23 protein-coding genes and 1 tRNA gene are annotated in these 24,985 nt (G+C 63.6%); 13 read left to right on the forward strand and 11 right to left on the reverse strand.

The features are described from left to right. The first annotated feature begins 499 nt into the window (after window positions 1-499). Window positions 500-745, forward strand: a complete 246-nt coding sequence (locus AC2FM3_RS00615; protein WP_496678218.1) for an EF-hand domain-containing protein — start codon at window positions 500-502, stop codon at window positions 743-745. 52 nt (window positions 746-797) lie between these two features. Here AC2FM3_RS00615 and AC2FM3_RS00620 read toward each other — a convergent pair whose 3' ends face one another. Continuing rightward, a complete protein-coding gene (locus AC2FM3_RS00620) occupies window positions 798-2,342 on the reverse strand; it encodes a trimethylamine methyltransferase family protein (protein ID WP_496678220.1) in 1,545 nt (514 codons plus the stop codon). Between the two features lie 415 nt (window positions 2,343-2,757). Here AC2FM3_RS00620 and AC2FM3_RS00625 point away from each other — a divergent pair, with 415 nt between their 5' ends. Then, complete coding sequence (locus AC2FM3_RS00625) at window positions 2,758-3,276, forward strand: outer membrane protein (protein ID WP_496678222.1); 519 nt, start codon at window positions 2,758-2,760, stop codon at window positions 3,274-3,276. Window positions 3,277-3,292: 16 nt separating this feature from the next. Here AC2FM3_RS00625 and AC2FM3_RS00630 read toward each other — a convergent pair whose 3' ends face one another. Beyond that, entirely contained in the window at window positions 3,293-4,480 is a 1,188-nt protein-coding gene (locus AC2FM3_RS00630) for a pyridoxal phosphate-dependent aminotransferase (protein ID WP_496678224.1), read from the reverse strand. Between the two features lie 265 nt (window positions 4,481-4,745). On the opposite strand from AC2FM3_RS00630, the gene cysS reads away from it, so the two are divergent. The 3 genes from cysS to AC2FM3_RS00645 are packed head-to-tail and all read left to right on the forward strand — an operon-like array spanning window position 4,746 to window position 8,556. Further along, window positions 4,746-6,146, forward strand: coding sequence for a cysteine--tRNA ligase (cysS, locus tag AC2FM3_RS00635; RefSeq protein WP_496678227.1), 1,401 nt, complete (start codon window positions 4,746-4,748; stop codon window positions 6,144-6,146). After that, entirely contained in the window at window positions 6,143-7,777 is a 1,635-nt protein-coding gene (gene cimA / locus AC2FM3_RS00640; protein WP_496678228.1) for a citramalate synthase, read from the forward strand. Before cysS ends, cimA begins: the two co-directional genes overlap by 4 nt. 2 nt (window positions 7,778-7,779) lie before the next feature. Next, window positions 7,780-8,556, forward strand: a complete 777-nt coding sequence (locus AC2FM3_RS00645) for a squalene/phytoene synthase family protein (RefSeq protein WP_496678360.1) — start codon at window positions 7,780-7,782, stop codon at window positions 8,554-8,556. Here the strand turns inward: AC2FM3_RS00645 and AC2FM3_RS00650 are convergent, their stop codons facing one another. Next, window positions 8,557-9,783, reverse strand: a complete 1,227-nt coding sequence (locus tag AC2FM3_RS00650; protein ID WP_496678230.1) for an MFS transporter — start codon at window positions 9,781-9,783, stop codon at window positions 8,557-8,559. A 97-nt stretch (window positions 9,784-9,880) separates the two neighbouring features. Between AC2FM3_RS00650 and AC2FM3_RS00655 the strand changes: the two genes are divergently transcribed. Together AC2FM3_RS00655 and AC2FM3_RS00660 are read left to right on the forward strand one after the other, a co-directional pair. Further along, complete coding sequence (locus AC2FM3_RS00655; protein WP_496678232.1) at window positions 9,881-10,513, forward strand: DNA-3-methyladenine glycosylase family protein; 633 nt, start codon at window positions 9,881-9,883, stop codon at window positions 10,511-10,513. Continuing rightward, the gene (locus AC2FM3_RS00660; RefSeq protein ID WP_496678235.1) at window positions 10,510-11,175 is read left to right on the forward strand and encodes an alpha/beta hydrolase; all 666 of its coding nucleotides are present in this window, start codon (window positions 10,510-10,512) and stop codon (window positions 11,173-11,175) included. The genes AC2FM3_RS00655 and AC2FM3_RS00660 overlap by 4 nt, the downstream gene beginning before the upstream one ends. A 10-nt stretch (window positions 11,176-11,185) precedes the next feature. Here the strand turns inward: AC2FM3_RS00660 and AC2FM3_RS00665 are convergent, their stop codons facing one another. Both AC2FM3_RS00665 and AC2FM3_RS00670 read right to left on the reverse strand, forming a co-directional pair. Beyond that, complete coding sequence (locus AC2FM3_RS00665) at window positions 11,186-11,611, reverse strand: VOC family protein (RefSeq protein ID WP_496678238.1); 426 nt, start codon at window positions 11,609-11,611, stop codon at window positions 11,186-11,188. A 31-nt stretch (window positions 11,612-11,642) separates the two neighbouring features. Next, the gene (locus tag AC2FM3_RS00670; protein ID WP_496678239.1) at window positions 11,643-12,248 is read right to left on the reverse strand and encodes a pseudouridine synthase; all 606 of its coding nucleotides are present in this window, start codon (window positions 12,246-12,248) and stop codon (window positions 11,643-11,645) included. 212 nt (window positions 12,249-12,460) lie between these two features. Here AC2FM3_RS00670 and AC2FM3_RS00675 point away from each other — a divergent pair, with 212 nt between their 5' ends. Further along, on the forward strand, window positions 12,461-13,048 hold the full coding sequence (locus tag AC2FM3_RS00675; protein ID WP_496678242.1) for an HNH endonuclease: 588 nt from the start codon (window positions 12,461-12,463) through the stop codon (window positions 13,046-13,048). Between the two features lie 2 nt (window positions 13,049-13,050). Here the strand turns inward: AC2FM3_RS00675 and AC2FM3_RS00680 are convergent, their stop codons facing one another. Both AC2FM3_RS00680 and AC2FM3_RS00685 read right to left on the reverse strand, forming a co-directional pair. Next, on the reverse strand, window positions 13,051-13,515 hold the full coding sequence (locus AC2FM3_RS00680) for a disulfide bond formation protein B (protein ID WP_496678244.1): 465 nt from the start codon (window positions 13,513-13,515) through the stop codon (window positions 13,051-13,053). Further along, the gene (locus tag AC2FM3_RS00685; RefSeq protein ID WP_496678246.1) at window positions 13,512-14,090 is read right to left on the reverse strand and encodes a YqaA family protein; all 579 of its coding nucleotides are present in this window, start codon (window positions 14,088-14,090) and stop codon (window positions 13,512-13,514) included. The genes AC2FM3_RS00680 and AC2FM3_RS00685 overlap by 4 nt, the downstream gene beginning before the upstream one ends. Window positions 14,091-14,235: 145 nt before the next feature. On the opposite strand from AC2FM3_RS00685, the gene AC2FM3_RS00690 reads away from it, so the two are divergent. The 4 genes from AC2FM3_RS00690 (at window position 14,236) to AC2FM3_RS00705 (ending at window position 18,866) form a co-directional block, all read left to right on the forward strand. Continuing rightward, window positions 14,236-14,321: transfer RNA gene (locus AC2FM3_RS00690), tRNA-Leu, on the forward strand. A 425-nt stretch (window positions 14,322-14,746) separates the two neighbouring features. After that, window positions 14,747-15,715, forward strand: coding sequence for a TAXI family TRAP transporter solute-binding subunit (locus AC2FM3_RS00695; protein WP_496678249.1), 969 nt, complete (start codon window positions 14,747-14,749; stop codon window positions 15,713-15,715). Between the two features lie 113 nt (window positions 15,716-15,828). Continuing rightward, complete coding sequence (locus AC2FM3_RS00700) at window positions 15,829-18,438, forward strand: TRAP transporter permease (protein ID WP_496678250.1); 2,610 nt, start codon at window positions 15,829-15,831, stop codon at window positions 18,436-18,438. Further along, entirely contained in the window at window positions 18,435-18,866 is a 432-nt protein-coding gene (locus AC2FM3_RS00705) for a universal stress protein (protein ID WP_496678252.1), read from the forward strand. Before AC2FM3_RS00700 ends, AC2FM3_RS00705 begins: the two co-directional genes overlap by 4 nt. On the opposite strand, the gene AC2FM3_RS00710 is transcribed toward AC2FM3_RS00705, so the two are convergent. Genes AC2FM3_RS00710 through AC2FM3_RS00720 form a run of 3 tightly spaced genes read right to left on the reverse strand, consistent with a single transcriptional unit; the run spans window position 18,863 to window position 22,948 of the window. After that, window positions 18,863-19,909, reverse strand: coding sequence for a lipocalin-like domain-containing protein (locus AC2FM3_RS00710; RefSeq protein WP_496678253.1), 1,047 nt, complete (start codon window positions 19,907-19,909; stop codon window positions 18,863-18,865). The genes AC2FM3_RS00705 and AC2FM3_RS00710 overlap by 4 nt on opposite strands. Then, entirely contained in the window at window positions 19,899-22,304 is a 2,406-nt protein-coding gene (locus tag AC2FM3_RS00715) for an ABC transporter permease (protein ID WP_496678256.1), read from the reverse strand. The genes AC2FM3_RS00710 and AC2FM3_RS00715 overlap by 11 nt, the downstream gene beginning before the upstream one ends. After that, window positions 22,301-22,948 (reverse strand): ABC transporter ATP-binding protein, encoded by a 648-nt coding sequence (locus AC2FM3_RS00720; RefSeq protein ID WP_496678361.1) that lies wholly within the window; start codon window positions 22,946-22,948, stop codon window positions 22,301-22,303. Before AC2FM3_RS00720 ends, AC2FM3_RS00715 begins: the two co-directional genes overlap by 4 nt. Before the next feature lie 163 nt (window positions 22,949-23,111). Here AC2FM3_RS00720 and AC2FM3_RS00725 point away from each other — a divergent pair, with 163 nt between their 5' ends. Further along, complete coding sequence (locus AC2FM3_RS00725) at window positions 23,112-23,546, forward strand: potassium channel family protein (RefSeq protein WP_496678258.1); 435 nt, start codon at window positions 23,112-23,114, stop codon at window positions 23,544-23,546. On the opposite strand, the gene cls is transcribed toward AC2FM3_RS00725, so the two are convergent. Next, window positions 23,543-24,955, reverse strand: a complete 1,413-nt coding sequence (gene cls, locus AC2FM3_RS00730) for a cardiolipin synthase (protein ID WP_496678259.1) — start codon at window positions 24,953-24,955, stop codon at window positions 23,543-23,545. The two genes, AC2FM3_RS00725 and cls, sit on opposite strands and share 4 nt — an antisense overlap. Window positions 24,956-24,985 lie beyond the last annotated feature (30 nt).

A 24,985-nucleotide genomic window follows, 5' to 3' on the forward strand; every position in this document is an offset into this window, starting at 1 on the left:
GGCGCAGGGGTTGGACGCTGCCAATACGGTGCCGGTCCCGACGAATACGGAGACAGGTCGCAAGACTTACCATCTGGCCTTTCTCCGCCCGGCCGACATGCCCGTGTCGGCCACGAACAGGGTGGGGCGGAATATTTGCTCCTTCCCACTCTTTCACGGGGCGGGTGCGCTCGTCCCATGTGCAGTCCAGGCCGCAGGCAAAAAACACCGGGCGGTCAATGAGAATGAGCCTGGACGGCAAAACTGACAGGGGGCTTCGGCCCCCTTTCTTTTTGGGCGGCGTTCTGCCGGTTCGGGCCGCCCGCATGAGGGGAGTCATGGCGCAACGTCCCGGCGGAATTTTGCACGGCAAAAGATCGCGCCGCCAGGTGCGCAAAAGGGGCGGGGATCGGCACGAATCGGGCTGTGCGACTCGGCGGGGGTGACATGGGCCGAGCAGGGGTGGTTGGTGCCGGTGTCCGGACAAACTACCACACACCCCTTATTTGGAGATTTGACGATGAAACCTCGCAATCTCGCTCTTCTGGCCACCGTGGCCCTGGGCGTTCCGGCAGTTGTTCTGGCCCAATGCAGCGCCGATGCCAACGGCGACGGCGTTCTGACCATCGAAGAAGTGCAGGCCGTTCTGCCGGACATGGATGCAGACACGTTCTCGGCGATGGATGCAAATGGTGACGGCGCGCTGGATCAGGCCGAAATCGCCGTCGCGCAGGAGGCAGGGTTGCTTCCCCCAAGCAACGGCTGACACCTGTCGGCGGAGCGCGGCCCCGGGGAAACCCGGGCCGCTTTACAATAGGTTATGCGGGTAAGTGAATGTTGAACTTGCTTCGGATCTCAGCGTCCAGCACCGGATCGAACCGGGCTGGTGACGGCTGGCCTAGAATCTCTTCCTTCCGGGCGGTGGCCTTGGCAATCAGGTCGGGCTTGCCCAGCTCGGCCCATTCCTTGGGCGAGGTCCGATCCCCCAAGATGGGATATACATAATCGGCCTGCATCCGGCTGAGCGTGGCATCGGTGCCCAAATAATGGCCCGGCCCGCCCAGACAGACCTCGGCAATCTGGTCGACGGCCAGGGTGTCTTCATTCACCTCGATCCCGCGGACGCAACGCAGGGCCTGCCCGATCAAGTCATCGCCCAGAATCAGGCTCTCGAAGCAGAAGCCCAGCAACGAGGCGTGCATTCCCGCGGCTTCGTAGACCATGTTCAATCCCGAAAGCCCGGCCATGACGTTCGAGCACATCTGCTCCCACCCGGCCTGCATGTCGGGCAGTTTCGCATCCGAAGCACCGGCCGCGGCGCCGCCCGGCAGGTCGTAGAACTTGTGCATCTGGGCGCAGCCCGCGCTCAGCAGCGCCTGCTCGCCCGAACCGACCGACATCGCGCCGGTGCGCAGGTCCAGCCCAAAGGGCCAGGTGCCAAAAACCGCCGGAGCACCGGGGCTTACGGCATTGACATAAACCAACCCGGCCAGGCATTCGGCGGTGGCCTGGACGATCGCGCCCGCGATGGTCGAAGGCGCCGTCGCGCCTGCCATGCCCGCTGACAGCAGCAGCACCGGCATACCTGCCTTGATGCATTCCTCCATCACTTGGCAGCTTTCGGTGGCGAATTTCATCGGCGGCACGACGAAACAGTTCGAATTCGACACGAAGGGCCGCTCGCGCCATTTGTCCTCGCCGCCGGCGATCATGTGCAGCATCTCCATCGCCGGCGCCACATAGCTTGGGTCGGTGAACGAGGTGCCGATATGTTTGTAGGTGCCGGAACAGCAGGCATAGATCGTGTTCAGGTCCATTTCGCGGTTGTCGGCGATGTCGCGGCAGACCATGGGGCGCTGCACGAAATGAATATTGTCCAACTGCTCGCAGATCCGGGCCGCGTCGTGCAGGTCCTGCACGGTCGAATCGCGATAGTTGCGGCCCTGGGCATCGACCATGCTGACCGCCGCCCCGGCGGTGCCGTAGTGCACGCGGTTGCCCGAAAGTTCGAGATCGGTCTTGCCGTCGCGGCTGTAGAGCGTCACCGAGCGGTTGGCACGGGCGATCGTGTCCTCGACCAGCGCGCGGGGAAAGCGGATACGCCCGTCATCGCCAAGCGTACAGCCGGCATTGACAAGGTAATCGATGCCGCTGGGCGGCGCGTCGGCCAAACCGATAGTTTCCAGCGCGTCCAGCGCGGCGGCGTGAATACGCTCCATGTCCTGCTGGCTGAGCGGTTTGTACGTGCCGCCCTCAAGCCCCGGACGAACGGGGCGAAGATGTTCGGGCAGGGCTGCGGCACGGGCGGCGCGACGGGCGGCGCGGCCGCCACTGCGGGACGTTGAGCGGGACTGGTCGTTCATGGTGAGGACTCCAAATTGAAAGTCAGGTCAAAGGGGGGAAGCTTCAACCCGTCACGGCCGTCCTCGTGCCGCACGCCCCCGATCGGCACCAATGGTGCGGCTAATCAGGCAAATCTTCCAGATATCGTTTGGCATGTGGCCCTCAACTCCTGCGACGAATGGTGTCAGGGTCCGAGCAAGTAATCTGTCCCGTTTGCGACCGATGTCGCTTTTGGCCTCAAAAACTCGGAACGTTGATGAACGCGGCAGGAAATCCTCACGCAGATGGCGAAATATGTTATGCTTCCATTACTTATTGTTAAGATTTGCGTGACTTGAATTGATCTGACTGCACCAAAGCACATGTTTAGTAGAGGTGCACATCACCGCATCTGTTTCAATTGCAACGGGTGCTGAACGAAAACCGGAGGCTTGCATGAAACTGATCCGCGCCTTGCTGTCGGCCCTGCTGGTTCCAGCGGCGCAGGTGGCGTTGGCCGAGGATTGGACGGGCGCTTACGCCGGGTTCACCTTCGGTTATACCGACGCGGACGGACCCGGCGGCAGTGGAAGCAATTCGGGCAGCATCGGCGCAAATATCGGATACGATCTGGATCTTGGCAGCTTCGTCGTCGGGGGTGAACTGGAATATGACCGGCTGAATCTCGACCTGGGCGCCTCGGAGGGCAGTTTGGACAGCGTGTCCCGCGTGAAACTGCGCGGCGGATATGAGTTCGGGCCCGCTTTGGGCTACGTCGTGGTAGGTGCCGCGCGGGCGAATACTTCGGGCGACAGCGACACAGCAGCGGTCTACGGAATCGGCGTAGCCTATCCTCTGGGCGAACGGCTGATCATCAGTGGCGAAGCGTTGCGGCAGAATTTTAACGATGTCACACGGTCGCGGGGCGATCTGGATACCAACACCTTTAACCTGCGCACGACGTTCCGGTTCTGAACGAAACCCGTCTCGGTCACTCGGCCGCTGTCTGACCCGCAAGCCGGGCTGCGAATTCGCATAGGGTCTGAAGGGCAGCGGCGAACCGGTCATCATCGATGGTCATGGCCACGCGCACATGCCCTGCGGCGGCTTGGCCGAAGCTTTCTCCGGGCATGACCGCGATGGCGTGGGTGTCCAGCAGTGCATTGGCGAAGGCTTCGCCGCTTTGCCCTGTCGCGCGGATGTCCAGCATCAGGTACATTGCGCCTTGTGCGGGGATCAGGCCCACCGTGTTCTGTCGGGCCAGAACCTGCATCGCCAGGGCGCGGCGGCGGCGGAAAGGGGCCGCAACCTCTTCTTCAAGTTCGTCCCCCGCGGTCAGCGCATAGCTGGCGGCGTCCTGGATGAAACCCGGAACCCCGTATGTGGTGTGCGTGGCAAGGTTGATCAGATGTTCGATGGCCTCTTCGGGGCCAACGATCCAACCGCAGCGCGACCCGGTCATGGCGTGGGACTTCGACATCGAGCCCACGACCAGTGTGCGGTCGGCCATACCGGGCAGGGCGCGGGGCGACAGGTGCGCGCCTTCCCAGACTTGCGTGTCATAGACCTCGTCCGAGATCAGCCAGATGTCGCGTTCGCGGCACAGATCGGCGATCTCGGTCAGGGTCTCGCGGGAATAGACGACCCCGGTCGGGTTGTTCGGCGTGTTGATCAGCAATGATGCGGCACCCTCGGCCTGTTCCGCGATCAGGGTTGCGTCGGGCTGAAAGGCGTCCTCGGCCCGGGTCTGAACCGCGCGCGCGATCGCGCCAGCCCCGCGGATCGTACCGGGGTAGGTGGCGTAGAACGGGTCCAGATAGAGGCCCACATCGCCCGGGTCGCACGCTGCCATATGCGCGGCGAACAGCGCGGCCTGTCCGCCCGGGGTGATCAGCACGTTGTGGCGCGTGGTCGGAACGCCCGTGCGGGTCTGCACCCGCGCGGCCACGGTATCGCGCAGCAGATCCGTGCCCGGCACCATTGCGTATCCGGTATGGCCCGCGCGCGCCGACCGGTCCATCTCGGCCAGGATCGAGGGGTGGGTGCGGATGTCATGTTCGCCGATGGTCAGCTCGGTCACGGCCTCGCCTTCGGCGATCATGCGGCGCGCGCGATAGAACACGTCCCACCCGTCCGAACCGCCTCCGGTCAGATGCGTGATGCGGTGCGAAAGTTTCATGGCGCGCCTCCGTTGCGGCAAGTCCGCCGAATGGGTCAGAGCCGAGGTGATTTGTCAATCAGCTTCCCCCGCCGGCAACAGAAGTCTTGGCGCGCGGGACCGGGCGTGCTATGCGATGGGCCATGAACCGGAAGGCCTGCATCATTATCTGCTGCATTCCCTGCTGAACTTTCACGCGGGCCGGTTTCTTTCGTTTTCTTCCCTGAGACAAGTTGCTAAGCCCGCGTCAACGCGGACGCTATTGCTGTATCCAGGAGCCAGACGCATGACGACGATCAAACTGCACAACACGCGGACCCGGACGAAGGAAGATTTCGTTCCGATCGATCCCGACAACGTGCGGATGTATGTCTGCGGACCCACCGTGTATGACCGGGCGCATCTGGGCAACGCGCGGCCCGTGGTAGTGTTTGACGTGCTATACCGCCTGCTGCGTCACGTTTACGGGCACGAGCATGTGACCTATGTACGCAACTTCACCGACGTCGATGACAAGATCAACGCGACGGCCCTGGCGCGCAAGCAGGCCGGGGCCGAAGGAACGCTTGAGCAGTTGGTGCAGGAGCGGTCGGACGAGACGATCGGCTGGTACCTGCACGACATGGGCGCGCTGGGGGCGCTGGAGCCCGACCAGATGCCGCGGGCCACGCGGTATATCGACCAGATGATCGCGATGATCGAGGACCTGATCGCCAAGGGTCACGCCTATGAGGCCGAGGGGCATGTTCTGTTCGCGGTGGACAGCTGGCGCGACGAGTATGGCAAGCTGTCGGGCCGGTCGGTCGATGACATGATCGCAGGCGCTCGGGTCGAGGTGGCGCCCTACAAGAAGAACCCGATGGATTTCGTGCTGTGGAAGCCCTCGGACGATGAACTGCCCGGTTGGGAGTCGCCCTGGGGCCGGGGGCGTCCGGGCTGGCATATCGAATGCTCGGCCATGAGCTATGAGTTGCTGGGCGAAAGTTTTGACATCCATGGCGGCGGAAATGACCTGATGTTTCCGCACCACGAAAACGAGATCGCCCAGAGCAAATGCGCCCACCCCCATGGCGAATTCGCGCGGTACTGGCTGCACAACGAGATGCTGCAGGTCGAGGGAAAGAAGATGTCCAAATCGCTGGGCAATTTCTTCACCGTGCATGACCTGCTGGATCAGGGCGTGCCGGGTGAGGTGATCCGGTTCGTCTTCCTGCAGACCCACTATCGCAAGCCGATGGACTGGACCGAGAAGAAGGCGCGCGAGGCCGAGCGAACTTTGCGCAAGTTCTACGCTCAGGCGGCGCAGAGTGTTGGTTCTGGCGAACCACATCCTCAAATCGTCAACTTTTTAGCCGACGACCTGAACACAGCCGGTGCCATCGCTGAACTTCACCAGTTATCTATCGCCGACGACGTTGTGTCGCTGCGATATTCTTTGCAGTTCCTCGGTTTGTTGGGTGACGATATTCCGTCTTGGGCTCAGGTGCCACAGGTCGATCTCACGGCCCATGCCGACCGGCTGGCCCGTGTTCGGGCCGAGGCGATGCAGACCAAGGATTTCTCGGAAGTGGATCGGTTGAAGGCCGCCTATCTGTCGGCTGGTCTGGAAGTGCGGATGAGCAAGGACGGGGTCGAACTGGTGCCAGGCGCGGGCTTTGATGCCAGCAGGCTGGAGGGCGTGGAATGACCAAGGAGCGCCTGTACCTCTATGACACCACGCTGCGCGACGGGCAGCAGACGCAGGGCGTTCAATTCTCGACCGCCGAAAAGGTCCAGATCGCGCAGGCGCTGGATGCTTTGGGGGTGGACTATATCGAAGGCGGCTGGCCCGGTGCGAACCCCACCGACAGCGCATTTTTCGACGCCGCGCCCAAGACGCGCGCCTGCCTGACCGCCTTTGGCATGACCAAACGGGCCGGGCGCTCGGCCGAGAATGACGACGTGTTGGCCGCCGTCATGAACGCGGGCACGCGGGCGGTCTGTCTGGTGGGCAAGTCGCATGACTATCACGTGACCGACGCGCTGGGGATCTCGCTGGAGGAAAATGTCGAGAACGTCCGCGCCTCGGTCGCGCATATCGTGGCGCAGGGGCGCGAGGCGCTGTTTGATGCCGAGCATTTCTTTGACGGCTACAAGGACAACCCCGCTTATGCCATACAGGTCTGCCAAGCGGCGCTGGAGGCCGGTGCCCGCTGGGTGGTGTTGTGCGACACCAATGGCGGCGCGCTGCCGGCTGAAGTGGGGCGGATCGTGTCCGCCCTGGTCGCCGCGGGCTTCCCCGGCGACCGGCTGGGCATTCACACCCACAACGACACCGAAAATGCCGTGGCCTGTTCCTTGGCCGCTGTGGATGCCGGCGCGCGCCAGATCCAGGGAACGTTGAACGGGCTGGGCGAGCGCTGCGGCAACGCCAACCTGACCGCCCTGATCCCGACGCTGCTGTTGAAGGAGCCCTATGCCTCGGCCTTCGAGATCGGCGTCAGTCGCGACGCGCTGACCGGTCTGACCCGCATCAGCCGCATGCTGGACGACATCCTGAACCGGGTGCCCAGCAAACAGGCGGCCTATGTTGGCGCCTCGGCCTTTGCGCACAAGGCAGGGCTGCATGCCAGCGCGATTCTCAAGGACCCTTCGACCTATGAACATGTCGATCCGGCGACCGTGGGCAATGCGCGGATCATTCCGATGTCGAACCAGGCGGGCCAGTCTAACCTGCGCAAACGCCTGACCGAAGCCGGATTGCAGGTCGAGCCGGGCGACCCGGCGCTGGGGCGCATCCTGGAACGGATCAAGGCACGCGAAGCCGAAGGGTATTCCTATGACACCGCGCAGGCTAGTTTCGAGCTGCTGGCCCGCGATGAACTGGGCCAGCTGCCGCAGTTCTTCGAGGTCAAGCGCTACAAGGTCACGGTCGAGCGGCGCAAGAACAAGTACAACCAGATGGTCAGCCTGTCCGAAGCGGTCGTCGTGGTGAAGGTGGATGGTGAGAAGAAGCTTTCGGTCAGCGAGTCGATGGACGAAAACGGCAGCGACCGTGGCCCGGTGAACGCGCTGGCCAAAGCTTTGGCCAAGGATCTGGGGCAGTACTCGCCCATCCTGGACGATATGCACCTGGTGGACTTCAAGGTGCGCATCACCCAGGGCGGGACCGAGGCGGTGACCCGCGTCATCATCGACAGCGAAGACGGGCAGGGGCGGCGCTGGTCCACGGTGGGGGTCAGCGCGAACATCGTCGACGCCTCGTTCGAGGCGCTGCTGGAGGCGATCCAGTGGAAGCTGGTGCGCGATTGCAGCCCGCAATCGGTGGTGGCCGAGTGAGCGTGCCCTTCGACGACGACGTCAAGGCCTGCGCGGCGCTGGTCCACCGGGCCGACCCCGATCGGTTCATGGCCGCGATGGCGGCGCCGGTCCAGGCGCGGGCCGTGCTGTTTCCGATCTATGCGATGAATATCGAGGTCGCCCGCGCGCCGTGGGTCACCCAAGAGCCGATGATTGCCGAGATGCGCCTGCAATGGTGGCGCGACGCGCTGCAGGAGATCGCCGAAGGGCCCTCTGTGCGGCGGCACGAGGTGGTCACGCCCCTGTCGCGCGTCCTTTCCCCGCATCTGGCGGCGATGCTGGATGAATTCGTGGCCGTAAGGCGTTGGGATATCTACCGCGATCCGTTCGAGGATGAGGAACACTTCGAGGCCTACCTGACCCACAGCGCAGGGTCGCTGATGGTCGCCGCGGCGCAAGCCCTAGGTGCCGCCGACGAAACGGTCCTGCGCGATTTTGGCTATGCGGTCGGTGTGGCGAACTGGTTCCGCGCCATCCCCGAGCTTGAAGCCCGCGGGCGCATTCCCCTGTTGGACGGAACGCCGGACGGGGTGCGTCAATTGGCCGAGCGGGCGCTGGACCGGATGGCCGCGGCCCGAGCACGGCGCGTCGATGTTTCGGATCAGGCGCGCCCGGCGCTTGTGGCCGGTTGGCAGGCCGAATGGGTGTTGCGCCGCGTGGTCGCTGACCCGACAGCGGTCAGCACGGGCGCTTTGAAACAAAGCGAGTTTCGTCGGCGGGCATCCCTGATCTGGACCGCGACCACAGGTCGGTGGTGATCAGGCCGTATCCGCGGCATCGGGTTTGAGCACCAGCCACAGCAGCGCGCCGCCCGCCAAGGTCAGCAATGGTACCATCGCCAGGTTGACGGCCGTCCATCCCTCGACCGGGGAGCCGCCCGAACAGTTCATCAATCCGCCCGAGGCCAGCGACGCAATCGTCACGCCTCCAAACACCAGCAGGTCATTCAGTCCCTGCACTCGGCCGCGTTCATGCACATCGTGCTGGGCCGCCAACATGCTGGTGGCGCCGATGAAACCGAAGTTCCAGCCAATGCCAAGCAGAACGAGGGCCAGAAAGAAGTTCCCGATCTCAACGCCTTGTAGGGCCACAACGCCCGCGCCGCCCAAAATCGCCAAACCGATCGCGACCATTTTCTCGGCCCCGAACCGGGCGATCAGGTGGCCGGTGAAGAAACTGGGAACATACATCGCCAGAACGTGGCTGGTGACCACATCCGCCGCATCACCTTCGGAGAAGCCACAGCCGACGACGGCCAGCGGCGTTGAGGTCATCACAAGGTTCATCAGCGCGTACGAGACCATGGCACAGATGATGGCCACGGCAATACGTGGGGTTTTCAGCAGCTCGAGCCGCGACCGGCCTTTGGGTGCATCCTGTGACGGACGGTCTGGGGTCGGAATGTCCAGAAACAGGAATAGGACCGACCCTATGACGTTCACTGCGATCACTGCGAAATAGGTGCCCAGGAACGGAACGACATAGGCCTGCGAGGTCAGCTTGACGATCTGCGGCCCGATGATGGCGGCAGCCAGACCGCCGGCCATGACATAAGAGATCGCCTTGGGCCGGAATGCGTCTGAAGCAGTATCAGCGGCGGCAAAGCGATAGAAGCCATGTGCGCTCATGTAGATGCCGGTCAGCAGGCTGCCGACAAGAAAGACAGGGAACGACCCCAGGTACAGGCCATAGGCTCCTACGCCGCCGCCCACCGCTCCGGCGGTGGCACCGACCAGAAATCCGGCGCGGCGGCCCCAGCGCTGCATGATGGCCGAGACCGGCGTTGCCGCCAGCATCGAGCCCAAAACGATCAGCGAAATCGGCAGCGTGGCCAGGCAGGCGTTGCTGGCAAGCGACTGGCCCGCCAATCCGCCAACGATGAAGATCATCGGCATCTGTGCGCCCAGAATCGCCTGCGCCGCCACCAGAACGGCAACGTTGCGCTTGGCGCGGGTATCGTCGGGGGCTGTGCTGGTCATCGACATGCGCAAATGGGTATCGGCGAACCGGCGGACATACAAGCGGGTTGCATATGCGACAAAGCAGCCTAACCTGCGCCCTGAACCGCCACCCGGAGCCGCCATGACCGTTGGTCGAATTATCGAGACACCAGAATGCGTTGCGGAAGGGGCCGAGTGGCTGTCTGACACCTGTCCGCGCATGGCGCACGCGATCGAACTGACCCGCCCGTTGCCCCTGCGCCGCCGGCCCGACGGTTTCGCGCAACTGCTCAGCGCCATCGTCAGCCAGCAGGTCAGCGTGGCCTCGGCCAACGCGATTTGGGGGCGGATGCAGCAGGCCGGCCTGACCGGGCCGCGCAAGATCAAGTGGGCCACCGATGATGACCTGCGCGCAGTCGGGCTGAGCCGTCAGAAGATCCGCTATGCCCGTGCGCTGGCCGAGGCGCGGATCGACTACAAAGCCCTGCGCGAGGTACCCGATGACGTGGTCATTGCGAAGCTGACCCAAGTGCCGGGCATCGGGGTCTGGACGGCCGAGATTTATGCCATGTTCTCGCTGGGGCGGGCGGATGTGATCGCGTCGGGCGATCTGGCCCTGCAGGAGGCCGCGCGGATGCTGTACAGCCTGCCAGATCGGCCGACCGACAAGGCGCTGCGGCAGATGGCCGAGGCGTGGTCGCCGTGGCGGTCGGTTGCAGCCCGGGTTCTGTGGGCCTATTACCGCGTGGCCAAGGATAGGGAAGGGATCAGATGACAAGGGTTTTGAACGCGCTCCGCAAAGAGCCGGTTTCGGGCGACACGCGCTCGGTCGTGGTGTTCGTGCATGGCTATGGCGCCAACGGGGCCGATCTGCTGGGGCTTGCGGATGTTCTGGGCGAACACCTGCCCGACACGCTGTTCGTGGCCCCCGACGCACCCGAGCAGATCCCCGGCATGCCCAGCGGCTTCCAGTGGTTTCCGATCCCGTGGATCGACGGTTCGTCCGAGGAGGAGGCCCGGCGCGGCATGGAAATGGCGGTCGAGGATTTCAACGCCTTTCTCGACGCCCTGATGGTGGACGAGGACGTGCTGCCCGAGCAGGTGGTGCTGTTCGGCTTTTCCCAAGGCACGATGATGAGCCTGCACGTGGCCCCGCGCCGCGAAGACCCGGTGGCTGGCGTGATCGCGTTTTCCGGCCGCCTGTTGGAGCCTGACCTGCTGGCCGACGAGGTGGTCAGCCGGATGCCCGTGCTGCTGGTGCATGGCGATGCCGATGACATGGTGCCGCCGCAATCGCTGCCCGAGGCCGCCGAGGCCCTGCAGCGCGCGGGCTTCAAGGAGGTCTATGCCCACATCATGAAGGGCACCGGCCATGGAATCGCACCCGACGGGCTGGGCGTCGCGCTGGCCTTCATGCGCGACAAGCTGAGCCTGTGACTGGGTAGAGTCACCCCCACAGGTGACCCTCGGCAAATTCCACCGAATTTCCGGCCGGGTCGCGCACATAGAGCGACCGGGCCCCGTTGGGCCAGTCGAATTCGGCCTCGACAGGGACGTTCCAGTCCAACAAATGCTTGCGCATCGACGCGATCTGATCGCGCGTCAGGATCAGGCACACATGCCCCGAACCGCGAGCGCCATGCTGCGGCACCGGCAGGTCCGGGTTGGTCGGAGGCTGTTCTGTCTGGTCAGGGTTGAACAAAAGCAACACCGAGGCGCCGACCCGGAAGAACACGTGCCGGCCCTCCACGCGCTGAATGCGTTCCAAGCCCAGAACCTCGCCATAGAACCGTTCGGCGGCATCCAGATCATCGACATACAGCGCGGCCTCGAGAATGCCCGAAGGCGACGGGATTCCGGCTGCTACTTTCATGGCGACATGATATCGGACATCGCCGAAAAAGTCACCGCCGCGGACGCCTGTCCCGCTTGCGTTGGGGGGCGGTTTCCAGAACGGGCATCGGCAGACTGTCCCAGCTGCCGGGGGCGAGGTCGTCCAGGGTCCAGTCCCCGATCTTGGCGCGGATCAGGCGCAGGGTGGGGTGGCCCACGGCGGCCGTCATGCGGCGCACCTGACGGTTGCGCCCTTCGCGCAGGGTCAGTTCCAGCCAGCAATCCGGCACCGTCTTGCGGTCGCGGATCGGTGGGGTGCGCGGCCACAGGCCTTGGGGTTCGTCGATCAGCCGCGCCTTGGCTGGGCGGGTCATGCCGTCATTCAACTCCACCCCGTCGCGCAGGGCCCGAATGGCCGCCGCATCCGGGATGCCCTCGACCTGGACCCAATAGGTTTTGGGAATCTTGTGCTTGGGGTCCGAGATATGGGATTGCAGCCGCCCGTTGTCGGTCAGCAGCATCAGCCCCTCGCTGTCGCGGTCCAGCCGCCCGGCCGGATAGACACCCGGCAAGTCGATGAAATCTGACAGGGTGCGGCGCGGCGAGTCGGCGTTTTGCCGGTCGGTGAATTGCGGCAGCACGTCGAACGGCTTGTTGAAACGGATGAACCAGGACATGGGTCTCGCATACCCGCGGTTCATCGCCAGCGCAAGCTGTGGATAACTGTCACGCGCTTGTTACGGCCGCTGCCTATCATGCTCTCGAGATATTGTGGAAACTCAGGGCTTGCCAGAGCTTTGCCACGATATATAGTTGACTCAAGACCGGGGCGGGTGCTCCCCGCTCTGGTGTCCCATACAGGCAGCCGAGAGCGAGGAGCGATTCTGCGATGGACGGAGATTTCAGGACCGAATTTGTCAGGGAGCCGGGTGCGCTGAAGCACCATCCGGCCTTGGTTTTGAACGCCGATTACCGCCCGTTGTCCTACTATCCGCTGTCGCTGTGGCCCTGGCAAGAGGCGATAAAAGCCGCCTGGCTGGATCGGGTCGATATCATCGCCGAATATGACGAGGTGGTCCGCAGCCCCAGCACGGTGATCCGAATACCGTCGGTGGTTGTCCTGAAAGACTACGTGAAACCCAGAAAGCGCGTGGCCTTCACGCGCTTTAATTTGTTTCTGAGGGATGAGTTCCGCTGTCAGTATTGCGGCAGCCGGGGCGAGTTGACTTTTGACCATGTGGTGCCGCGCGCGGCCGGAGGCGTCACCAGTTGGCAGAACGTGGTCGCCGCCTGCAGCCCGTGCAATCTGCGCAAGGGGTCGAAATCGTTGCGCCAAGCCGGGATGAGCCTGCGCAAGCCGCCGCGCCAGCCCGATGCCGAGATGCTGCAGAACATCGGGCGGAAGTTTCCGCCCAACCACCTGCACGAAAGCTGGATCGACTTTCTGTATTGGGATGCGGAACTGGACGCCCAGTAGGGTCAGCGGGCGCGCCAGGCGGCCAGCCAGACTAGAACCAAACCTGCGGACAGCAGTGCATTCCATCCGGCCATGGACAGGCCGAACATCTCCCACGGGATTTCGTCGCAGCGCACCAGTGGGGCGGCCATGATCTGTTCCATCAATTCTTCCGTCGACAGGCCGCTGATGCTGCCCGAGGTGCAGCTGGACGGGCCTTCCCATAGCCCGCGCTCGACCCCGGCGTGATAGATGCCGATGCCTGAGGTGGTAGCGGCGGCCGCCGCGCCGAGAAGCGGCAGGAGGCGTACGCCCGGCAGGGCGAAGGCCAAGGCGCCGATCGCGATCGCCGCGCCATGTGGATAGCGTTGCCAGAAGCACATTTTGCAAGGTGCCATTCCGCCGATGTATTGAAAGGCCCAGGCCCCCAGCAGCAATCCCATGGATCCGGTGGCGGCCAGAAGAATGAGTGTGCTTTTGCGCGTCATACGTATTTCACCACCAAAAATCCGCCGATCAGCAGAAAGATGAAAAGGGTGAACATTAAACCCAGACGTTTTTCGATGAAATCGCGGATCGGTTCCCCAAAGCCCCAAAGCAGCCCGGCAACCATGAAGAACCGCAGCGCACGCGCCAGAATGGATGTCGCGATGAAGGTGCCCAGCGGCATGCCCGTCCAGCCGGACATGATCGTGATGACCTTGTAGGGGAAGGGCGTGACGCCGGCGGTCAGAACCGCCCAGAAACCGAAATCGTTGAACCGCTGGTTGAATTCTTCCATGGCGTGGGCCTTGCCCATGGTCTCGAGGATAGGCTGGCCCACGCTTTCGTAGAAGAAGGCCCCGATGGCGTAGCCGAGCATCCCACCCAGCACCGAGGCAACCAGGGCCACGGTGGCGATCAGCCAGGCGCGCGACGGGCGCGCAAGAATCATCGGGATCATCAGAACATCGGGCGGGATCGGAAAGAACGAGCTTTCGATGAATGCCACGACGGCCAGCGCCCACAGGGCATGCGGGTGATCGGCCAGACGGATGGTCCAGTCATACAGCGATCGCAGCATTTGCACCAAATTCCACTGTTCAAGTCTGACGAGGCAAATCATGTGCACGCCCCAGCGTCAACCTCTTGCGCTATCGCGCTGCCCTGTCTTTGGTGATTTTTGCCTCTGGACCTTCGCACGCTTGGGCGGTAATTCAATGCGCGTGGCCCAAGTGGCGGAATGGTAGACGCAGGGGATTCAAAATCCCCCGGTAGCAATACCGTGTGAGTTCGAGTCTCACCTTGGGCACCACGCTGAATTTTCACGAAAACACGAAAATGCGTTGCCCAGAGCGGCGTTCGGCCCGCCGTTCCTTGCAACGACAGTTGTGGCGACGGGCATGGTACGAACGGCCGTGACATAGCGGTGCGCCGGGTCGGCAGGGTCAACAGGCGGTTGCTGCGCCCACTTGCCGCGAAAGGCCGGCGTGCCGAGTCGTGTGGCAGGGGGGAATTATTCCGGCCCATCGTCACATCTGCGGCGGGTAGGGTGCCCCAAGGTCAGAAGGCTTGACAAAGCGTCAAGGTGACACAAACCTCGAACCTGTTGGGAGAAATTGGGAATACAGATGGTTGCATCCGTTGCATGACGCGTCGGATTGCCCTATCCGCTCGATCCCCGGACCGGGTTCTTGACCCGTCTTCCGTCAGAAAGCAAAAAATCTTGGGAGTCCTCAAATGATCAAGAAAAGCAAGCTGAGCCTGGGTGCGGTCGTCACTGCCGCGCTGATGGCCCCCGCGGCCTATGCCGAAGAATTCATCACCATCGGCACCGGCGGCGTGACCGGCGTGTACTACCCGACAGGTGGCGCGATCTGCCGTCTGGTGAACAAGGGCCGCAAGGAACATGGCGTGCGCTGCTCGGTCGAATCGACGGGTGGGTCGGTCTACAACATCAACACGATCCGCGAAGGCGAGCTGGAGTTCGGTGTGGCCCAGTCGGACTGGCAGTACCATGCCTATAACGGCACTTCGAAATTCGAAGAAGCCGGCCCGTTCGAGGGCCTGCGCGCCGTGTTCTCGGTGCACCCTGAACCGTTCACAGTAGTGGCCCGCGCCGATTCCGGCATCAAGAACTTCGAAGACCTGAAGGGTAAGCGCGTCAACATCGGCAACCCCGGTTCCGGTCAGCGCGGCACCATGGAAGTGCTGATGGAAGCGGTGGGCTGGACGACGGATGATTTCGAACTGGCCACCGAGCTGAAAGCCGCCGAACAGTCGGCCGCCCTGTGCGACAACCAGATCGACGCGATGGTCTATACCGTCGGCCACCCCTCGGGTTCGATCCAGGAAGCGACCACCGCATGTGACTCCGTTCTGGTCAACGTGACCGGCCCGGCGGTCGACAAGCTGGTCGAGGACAACTCGTTCTACCGCAAGGCCTCCATCCCCGGCGGCATGTATCGCGGCACCGACGAGGACGTGCAGACCTTTGGCGTGGGCGCGACCTTCGTGACCTCGGCCGATGTGTCGGAAGATGCGGTCTATGCCGTCGTCAGCTCGGTCTTCGAGAACTTCGAAGACTTCAAAAAGCTGCACCCGGCCTTCGCCAACCTCAAGCCTGAGGAAATGATCAAGGACGGCCTGTCCGCTCCGCTGCACCCGGGTGCCGAGAAATACTATCGCGAAAAGGGCTGGATCCAGTAATCCGGCTTTGACCCAAGACCGCGAGGCGCCCAACGGCGCCTCGTTTCCGCCGGCGGGAGGCCGGACAAAAAACAAAGCAGGCCAAGAACCGGCCGCGGGACGGGAGATTTTTAATGAGCGCTGACCCTCAGGGCAATCGTCCGCTATCCGAAGAAGAACTGCAGGAACTGGTCGCATCCTCGGATGCGGGTGCGCGTGATCCAGCGGGCAACGTCGGGCTGTTCTTGGCCATAGTCGCGGCGATCTGGTCGATTTTCCAGGTCATTCTGGCCTCGCCACTGTCGAACGTCATCCTGCCCGGCAGCATCGTCAATAACGCGCGTCAGTTCCACCTGGCTTTCGCGTTGTTTCTGGCCTTTGCGGCCTATCCGGCGCTGAAATCCAGCCCGCGCAACTACATTCCGATCCAGGACTGGATTATGGGCGTTCTGGGCGCTGGCGTGGCGCTTTATGGATATTTCTTCTACGACAAGATCGTGAATGCCGGCGGCTTGGCTGACGACGTGGACAAATGGGTCGCCCTGGGTGGTCTGCTGCTGCTGTTCGAGGCCGCGCGACGTGCGCTCGGCCCGGCAATGGCGATCATCGCGACGATATTCTTGGCCTATGTGTTCTTCGGCTCGTCCGAATGGGTTCCCGAAGTGATCCGCTGGAAAGGTGCCAGCCTGAAAAAAGCCATGAGCCACATGTGGATCACGTCCGAAGGCGTGTTCGGCATCGCCTTGGGTGTTTCGACCAAATTCGTGTTCCTGTTCGTTCTGTTCGGCGCGCTGCTGGACAAAGCCGGGGCGGGGAACTACTTCATCAAGATGGCGTTTGGCGCGTTGGGCCACCTGCGCGGAGGGCCGGCCAAAGCCGCCGTCGTCGGCTCGGCTGCAACCGGCCTGATTTCAGGCTCGTCCATCGCCAACGTCGTCACCACTGGCACTTTTACCATCCCGCTGATGAAACGCGTGGGCTTTTCCAGCGAACAGGCCGGCTCGGTCGAGGTTGCCAGTTCGGTCAACGGCCAGATTATGCCGCCCGTCATGGGGGCGGCCGCCTTTCTGATGGTGGAATACGTGGGCATCTCGTATGTCGAGGTGATCACTCACGCCTTCCTGCCGGCGGCGATTTCTTACATCGCGCTGGTCTATATCGTGCATCTCGAGGCCGTGAAGCGAAACATGCCCACCCTGGGCGACCGCGACGTACATCTGGCGCGCACGGTCGTGGGGATGCTGATGTTCTTCCTGGTGTTTGCGGGGCTGTGTTATGGCTCGCAATACCCGGTCGAAGCGGTCACCGCTTGGGCGCCGTCCAGCGCGGGGCTGATCCTCAGCCTGATCGTATGCGCGATCTATGTGGCCTTGGTCTATCTGGCCGCGCAGGTGCCTGACCTTGAGCCCGATGACCCGAACGCGACCGAAGTGAAGCTGCCGGTGATCTCCGAGATCTACAAGGCCGGCCTGCATTACCTCCTGCCGATCGTCGTTCTGGTGTATTTCCTGATGATCGAACAGAAATCGCCGGGTCTGTCGGCCTTCTGGGCGACGGCGCTGCTGTTCGTGATCCTGCTGACACAGAAACCGCTCAAGGCGATTTTCCGCGGGCAAAGCGATCTGGCGAATGCCTTTGTCGATGGGGTCGCCGATCTGTGGCAAGGCCTGATCGACGGTGCGCGCAACATGATCGGCATCGCGCTGGCCACGGCCACCGCGGGCGTGATCGTCGGCACCGTGACCCTGACTGGCGTGGGGCAGGTGATGGCCGATTTGGTCGAGTTCCTGTCCGGCGGCAACCTGATCCTGATGTTGGTCATGGTCGGGCTGCTGAGCCTGATCTTGGGCATGGGGCTGCCGACCACCGCGAACTATATCGTCGTCAGCTCGCTGATGGCGGGCGTTGTGGTGGAACTGGGCGCGCAAAGCGGCCTAATCGTGCCGTTGATCGCCGTGCATCTGTTCGTGTTCTACTTCGGTATCATGGCCGACGTAACGCCGCCCGTGGGCTTGGCCAGCTTTGCCGCGGCAGCCGTTTCGGGGGGCGACGCCATCAGGACCGGGTTCATCGCCTTCTTTTACAGCCTGCGCACCGTTGCGCTGCCTTTCGTGTTCATCTTCAACACCGACCTGCTGCTGATCGACGTCACCTGGGTCGAAGGGATCATAGTGGCCGTATTCGCCACGATTGCCATCCTCGTGTTCACAGCTGGCACGATGGGATATTTCCTGACCCACAATCGCATTTATGAAAGCGTCGCCCTGATCGCGATCGCCTTCGCGCTGTTCCGCCCGGATTTCTTCATGGATCGAATCTCGCCCTCGCATCTCGAGGTCGAGCCGGCCGGGTTCGTGCAGGCCGTGGGCGAGGCGGAGCCCGGCACGGAGGTGCGGGTGGTGGTCAGCGGGCCGGATTTCGACACCGGCAACATGACCGAGACCACGGTCGTCGTCACCGTCGGGTCCGAAGCCGATGGCGCGGCGCGGGTCGAGGCCATGGGCTTTCTGCTGATCGAAGAGGACGGACTGGTTAAGATGGACGAACCGATGTTCGGCGCGCCCATCGCCGACAGTCTGGCCAATTTCGACTATTACGGCGACGAGCCGGTGCGCATCGCATCCGCCGATCTGCCGGTCAGCCAGCCGCCGAAACAGCTGATCTACATCCCGGCCATGTTGCTGCTGGGGTTGATCGCCTTCCTGCAACGCGGCCGTGCCGCCAGACAAGAGGTACCCGCATGAGCAAATCGGTTCTGTGCGCCGTAGACATCAGCAACGGCAAGATCGACGCCCCGGTCCTGAAAGAAGCGGTCAAACTTGCCGATCTGGACGGAGCGCAACTGGACGTGGTGACCGTATTACCGGATTTCGGTGAAAGCTGGGTGTCAGGATTCTTCAAGCCGGATTTCCACGAAAAAGCCACGCAAGAGGCCCATGACCAGTTGGTCGCCCTGTGCGAGGATGTGCTGGGCGCCGAGCGCAATGCCTCGATCCGGCATGTGGTGGCCACCGGCACGGCCTATCAAGAGATTCTGAAAACCGCCGAAAGCGCCGGCAGCGATCTGATCGTGATCGGTGCGCACAAGCCGGATTTCAAGGACTACCTGCTGGGGCCGAACGCCGCGCGGGTCGTGCGGCATTCGGATGTTTCGGTCTACGTCGTACGCTAGGGCGGCGATCCATACCCCGTCATTTCAAGGTAGCCGCGCCCGACGTGGCTGCCTGACACGTTGACCGGCCCCTCCCAATAGGCAAATCGGGTGCCCATCCAGGCGCCGGAGTTCAGGGCATTGACGCGAATATCGACCCCCTTGGCCGGCAGCGCTATCGCCCATTCGGTCGGGATGTCGCGCCCGTCCACCAAACTGGTCTGCACGGGCGTGAATCGGATCTGACCATCGGGCAGGGACTGGCTGGAGCCTTCGGCATCGATCCAGGTCGCGGCCGTGAAATCGCCCCGACCGCCGCGCAGCCGAAAGGCCATCATCTTGTCGCCCGTGTCGAATGTCAGCGAGAACCAGTCCCACCCGGACTGATCAGCAGCCAGCGGTTGCGAGGACCACTCGCGATCCAGCCAGCCTTCGCCGGTGACTTGCACATCGCGGTCGGGCAGGTGCAGTATCCCTGAAACCGCGTATCTGGGTTGCGAATAGTAATAGCTGGCTTGCCCCTCACCGGATTTGACCGAATACCCACCGTCGCCATGGAACACCAGGGGGCCTTCCGCCGCTAGGGTCAGGTCATAGCCGAAATCGGCCCCGTTGGCGCGCAGTGTCAGCGCGTCGATGGTGTCGCCGCGCATGTGCCATTCGTCGATCCAGGCCTCGAACGGGTTGGCTGTGACCCCGGCCTGCCCGATGCCGCCACGCGCCAGGCGTTCGGCAAAGAAGTGGGTGTCCGGTGTCGTCAGGCCGGCATGACCCATCCACAGCTGTGGACTCTGCCAGCCGCTCTCCTCGAATGGCCACAGCGCCGAGCGGAACAGGGTCCACTGGATGCCATACTCCTGCCCGTCCGCGCCGGTCAGGTTGGCGGTCAGGTACCACCATTCGATGCGGAAGGTCGGGTGCGGGCCGTGATCGGCCGGGAAGTCGAAGCGATAGCCCGGCTGCGGGATTTCAAAGCCTTCGGCGCTGCTGCCCAGACCGGCAAAGCCTTGGGCAGATGCCGCAAAAGGGGCCAGCAGCAGAAAGACAAGCGCCTTAACGTTCATTGGCAAAAACCCTCAGCAGGTCGGCGGGTGGAACGCGGCGCAATCGCCACGCGGGCAGGGCGGCGGCCAGCAGGGCGGCGATGGCCGTCAGTACGAAAAGCTGCACCCAGGCCCAGGGAAACAGGAACATGGGCAGACGCCAGCCAAACGCCTGAACGTTGATGACCGACAGCAGGATCCAGGCAAGCACCAGCCCCAAGGGCAAGGCAAGGCAGGCGGTCAGGGCGGCCAGCAGCACGCTGCGCAACAGTTCCAATGCAGCCAGCCGAGGCCGGGTCAGCCCAAGCGCCCAGACCGGAGCGATCTGCGGCAAACGCTGTGTCCACAGTGTCAGCAGGCTGGTGAATATGGCGAATCCGGCGACGCCCAGCGTCAGCACGTTCAACGCCGAGGTCACGACGAACGTCTTTTCGAAGATCGCACGCGACTGCGCCTTGACGGTTGCTTGCGGCACCACGGCACCCGGGCCCAGGTCGAACCGCGCGCGCAAGGCATCGGCCAGAGGGGCAGCCTGAGTCGGGTCGATCCGTACGCCGAACCGGCGGTTCTCGGCCTCGGGCGCGATCTGATCGAACAGGTCCATGGCCACGATGGCCTGCCCAGTCGGATTGCCATAGTCGGAATAGACCCCCGTAATCGTCAATGTCTTACCGGGCGCAAGGGGCAAGCGGTTGCCGGGCCACAGATCGGCGCGGCGGGCCAGTTGTTCGTTGATCAGAATACCCCCGCCTTGAAACAGCGTGTCCCAGACATCGGGGTCGCCGGCGACCAGCGGCCAGTGTTCGCGATAGGTCGGGTGATCGACGATGCCATACAGGAACAACGGCCCAGTTTCATGGGACAGCTCGACGTTGCGGATCGGCAGAACCGCCTCGGCGCGCGGCTCAAGCCAGGCCTGGATCTGCCGGCCTTGATCCGTGTCCTCGGCCGTCACGTACAGTTCCGACACCAACCGCTGATCGAGCCAGCCAAGGAAGGTCAGCCGAAAGCTGGATACCATCGTGCCCACGCCGATATTCGCCGCCAGCGCCAGCAGCAACGCCATCAACGCCAGAGACAGCCCCGGCAACTGCGTCTGCATGTCCGCCCAGACCCATTGCGCCACCGGCTTTCTTGCGCGCCGGCCAAAGACGCGCAGGGCGGTCGACACAAGTATCGGCAGCAGCAGCGCGCTGCCGGTCAGGATGCCGCCCAACAGGACAAAGCCCGCCACCAGCCCGTCGAACAGGGAATACGCGGCAATTCCTGCCACACAGACAATCAGCCCGGTCAAGGCGCTGGCGCGGTGGCCGGTTCCGCCGCGCCACGCCTGTACGCCGGGCGCGGCCAGCAGAGGCAGCTTGGCCAGCCGCCACAACGCCTGTCCGCTGGCCAGAATCGTGCCGCCCACGGCCATCGCCAGCCCGGCGGCGGCCCATTCCGGCCGCAGGTGCAACTGCCCCTGGACCGGTGCGCCGTACAGACCGCGCAGGGTGGCGGCCACGTCGGGCAACAACGCGCCAGCCAGCAGATGCCCCAGAACCAGACCCAGCGTTCCGCCGATCAGGGCAATTACGACCAGTTCGGCCAACATCAGCCGCGACAGTGTAGCCAGCGGCACTCCAAGCGCGCGCAGGGTCCGAACCATACCGCGCCGCTGCGCGAAGGCCAGCCCGACCGTGCCATGAACGATGAACAGCCCCACCGCAAAGGACAACAGCCCGAAGGCCGAGAGGTTCAGGTGAAAACTGTCGGTCAGGCGCGCCGTGTCGACTCGGCTGTCCGGGCCCCGGCGGCGCAGGTCGGGCGCAACCTGATCCAGCGGCGGTCGCGCACGGGGCTGGTCGGGCAGCACCACCAGGCGCGTCAGAATGCCCGACCGACCCAGAAGGGTTTCGGCGGTGCCGATATCCGTCAGGACCAGATCCGGCGGCAGCGCCGTGCTGGTCAGGATCGGAGGCAGATCCGGCCGCTCAGAAAGCTGCGCAGCCAGATCGGGTGTGGCAAACAACCGACCGGGTGCGGTCAATACGGTTTCGGGGGCGGGTGGGTTCCCCTGCGGATCAGTCAGCGCCGGCAGGGCCGGGTAGGTGACCATGTCGACCCCCATCAGGCGCACGGATCGTCCGCCTGCGTCGATCCGGTCGTCCAGAACCGCGGCGACCTGCCAGCCCGAACGGCGCAGCCCGACGTAGGTTTCCAACGGGATGCGCCCCGAGGGATGGATCAACTCGTCCAGTTGCCCCAGCCCCAGTTGCGTATTGGCCCGGTCATAGCTGGCGCGCGCCTCGGCATTGATGGCCTGAACGGCCGACCACAACCCGGTCGCCAGGGCGATACCGGTCAGCAGGGTGGCCAATTGCACCCGGTGCCAGCGCCAATGCGACCACAGCGCCTGTAGGGCGGTGCCGATCATGCGATACGGCCGTTGGTCAGATGGGCCTGCCTGTCCAAGCGAGCCGCGATGGCCGGGGAATGCGTGACGAGCAGCAACGCGGCGCCGGTTTCCGCAACCAGCGCCAGCATCAGATCCAGCACCGCGGCGCTGGCGGTTTCGTCCAGGTTGCCGGTGGGCTCATCAGCCAGCAGCAGCCGAGGCCGAACCGCCAGGGCGCGCCCGATGGCCACCCGTTGCTGCTGTCCGCCCGAGAGGCCTTCAGGATAACGCTCGGTCAGATCGGACAGCCCCAACCGCCGGATCAGATGCGCCTCCCACTCGGGGTCGTGCCGGGCTGCCAGCCGCGCATGGAACGACAGGTTCTGCGAGACGGTCAGCGACGGGATCAGGTTGAACTGCTGGAACACCAGCGCCACATGCGTCCGGCGCAGCGCCGCGCGGTCGGCGTCGCCGAGCCGCGACAGAGCGGTGCCATCCAGAAGAATCTCTCCGCTGTCGAACCGGTCTAGGGTGGCCGCGAGGTTCAGCAGCGTGCTCTTGCCGCTGCCGCTTTCGCCGGTCAGGGCGAGGGTCTGCCCCTGATCCAGAGACAGCGAAACACCGTTCAGAACCGGGCGCCCGCCGGGATAGGTTTTGTGGATATCGTGAAATTCCAGCAACATGTCAGGGCCTGTCATACTCCACCCCAGAATGTGCGGCACGCGGCGCCGGTGTCCAGTGCCCGAACTCCACGCGTTCATTTCGCCGCACGTGGACGTCCCTTGTGCCGGGCGCTTGATGCCGTCATTCTTCGAGTTCGGGGTTGGACAATTGCCGGAGTGAGACATGACATTGCTGCAACAGATCCTTTGGGGCAGCTTCTATCTGGGGCTGTGTTTCCTGATCGAGATCGGGTTGCTGACCTGGTGCGTTTTGGTGCTGCGCCGGCTGGACCAGAACTGGCAGAGCCGCAGCCGCATCCTGCGTACCGCCGGACCCATCGCCTTTTCCCTCGGTGTGATCGTCGCGGCGCACACGGTTCAGGTCTGGATCTGGGCGGTGGTCTGGGTTCTGGGTGACGTGTTGCCCGACTGGAACTCGGCGCTGTATTTTTCGTTGGTGACCTTCACCACGCTGGGCTACGGCGACATCGTTCTGGGGGAAGGGTTACGCATCTTCGGCGCTTTTGCATCCGTGACCGGGCTGCTGGCCTTTGGCCTGTCCACGGCCTTTCTGGTCGCGTTGATGACCCGGATGTTCGAAGAACACGTGAACCCCTAGAGGATGGGGGCGAACAGGCGGGCCAGCGGCGCCCCATGGCGGATATGCGGCGGCTGCTGGATCAGCCGGCGCGTCAACTCATAGCTGTTCTCGAAATCGGTGCGGAGCATGTCGGCCACGGCCTCGGCCGCGCGTTTGTCGAAGAACAGGGCCATCGCCTCGAAGTTCAGCCGGAACGAGCGGTTGTCGAGATTTGTGGTACCGACGGCCGCCAGCGTGTCATCGACCACGAACGCCTTTTGATGCATGAACCCGTCGGTATAGCGCAGGACGCGCACGCCGCAGTCGCGAATCTCGTCGAAATAGGCGAAGGCCGCCAGCCAGGGCAGACGATGGTCGATCGCGTCGGGCACCAGGATGCGCACGTCCACGCCCCGCAGGGCGGCATTCTTCAGCGCGGACATGATGTCGATGTCGGGCACGAAATAGGGCGAGGCAATCCAGACGCGGTCGGTCGCCGCGGCAATCGCGGCGAAGAACATCATCGCCCCGGTTTCCGTGTCGTCGCCGGGACCGGTCGCCACCAGCAGCGCGTTCATGTTCCGGTCGGATTCGCTGCCGGCCCAGTCCAGCAGATCGATCAGGTCTTCGCCGCGGGCCCAGTGCCAGTCCTCGGTGAAGATCAACTGCAACTGGCGCACGATATGGCCAGTCATCCGGATGTGGGTGTCGCGCCAGCGGCCGAATTCGGGATCCTGGCCAAGGTATTCGATGCCGACATTGTGGCCGCCGATGAATCCGATCTCGCCATCGACGATCACGGTCTTGCGGTGGTTGCGGTAATTCAGCTGGAACCTGAAATTCGGTCCGCGCTGGTCCCGTGGGTCGGCTACGTCCACACCGGCCCGGCGCAGCTCTTCCAGATAGGCCGATGGCAGGCCATAGCTGCCGACCGCGTCGGTCATGAAGCGTACATGCACGCCACGGCTGGCCGCGTCGATCAGCTTTTCCTGAAGTTCGATCCCAAGCGCATCGTCGCGCACGATATAGAACTGGATCAGAACGTATTTTTGCGCCCGATCGATCGCGGCGAAGATCGCCTCAAAGGTCGCCTGGCCATCTACCAGCAGGTCCATGCTGTTGCCACGGCAGACGGGCAGGTGGGCTAGGGCCTCGAACGGCCTGGGGTTGATCGAAAGGCCGGTGGGGTCGGGTTTGGCGGCGTCGGAAAAGGCGCGAATGCCTTCGACCACGCGTTCGCTTTCCTTGCGTGCGATGTGATAACCGCGAAACCGGTGATGGCCGAGAAACAGGTACAGCGGAACCGCCAGAAAGGGCGCCGAAAGCAGAAACACCGCCCACCCGACGGCCCCTTGCGGCGTGCGCGCCGTCTGCGCCGCCCGCACCGAGAAAAACACCGCGACGCAATAGACGGCAAAGACCGATAGCGAGGCGATGAATGTCCACATTGGGGGCAACCCTTCCGCGCTTCAGTTCGA

It is taken from the genome of Ruegeria sp. BHSB172 (assembly GCF_059613165.1).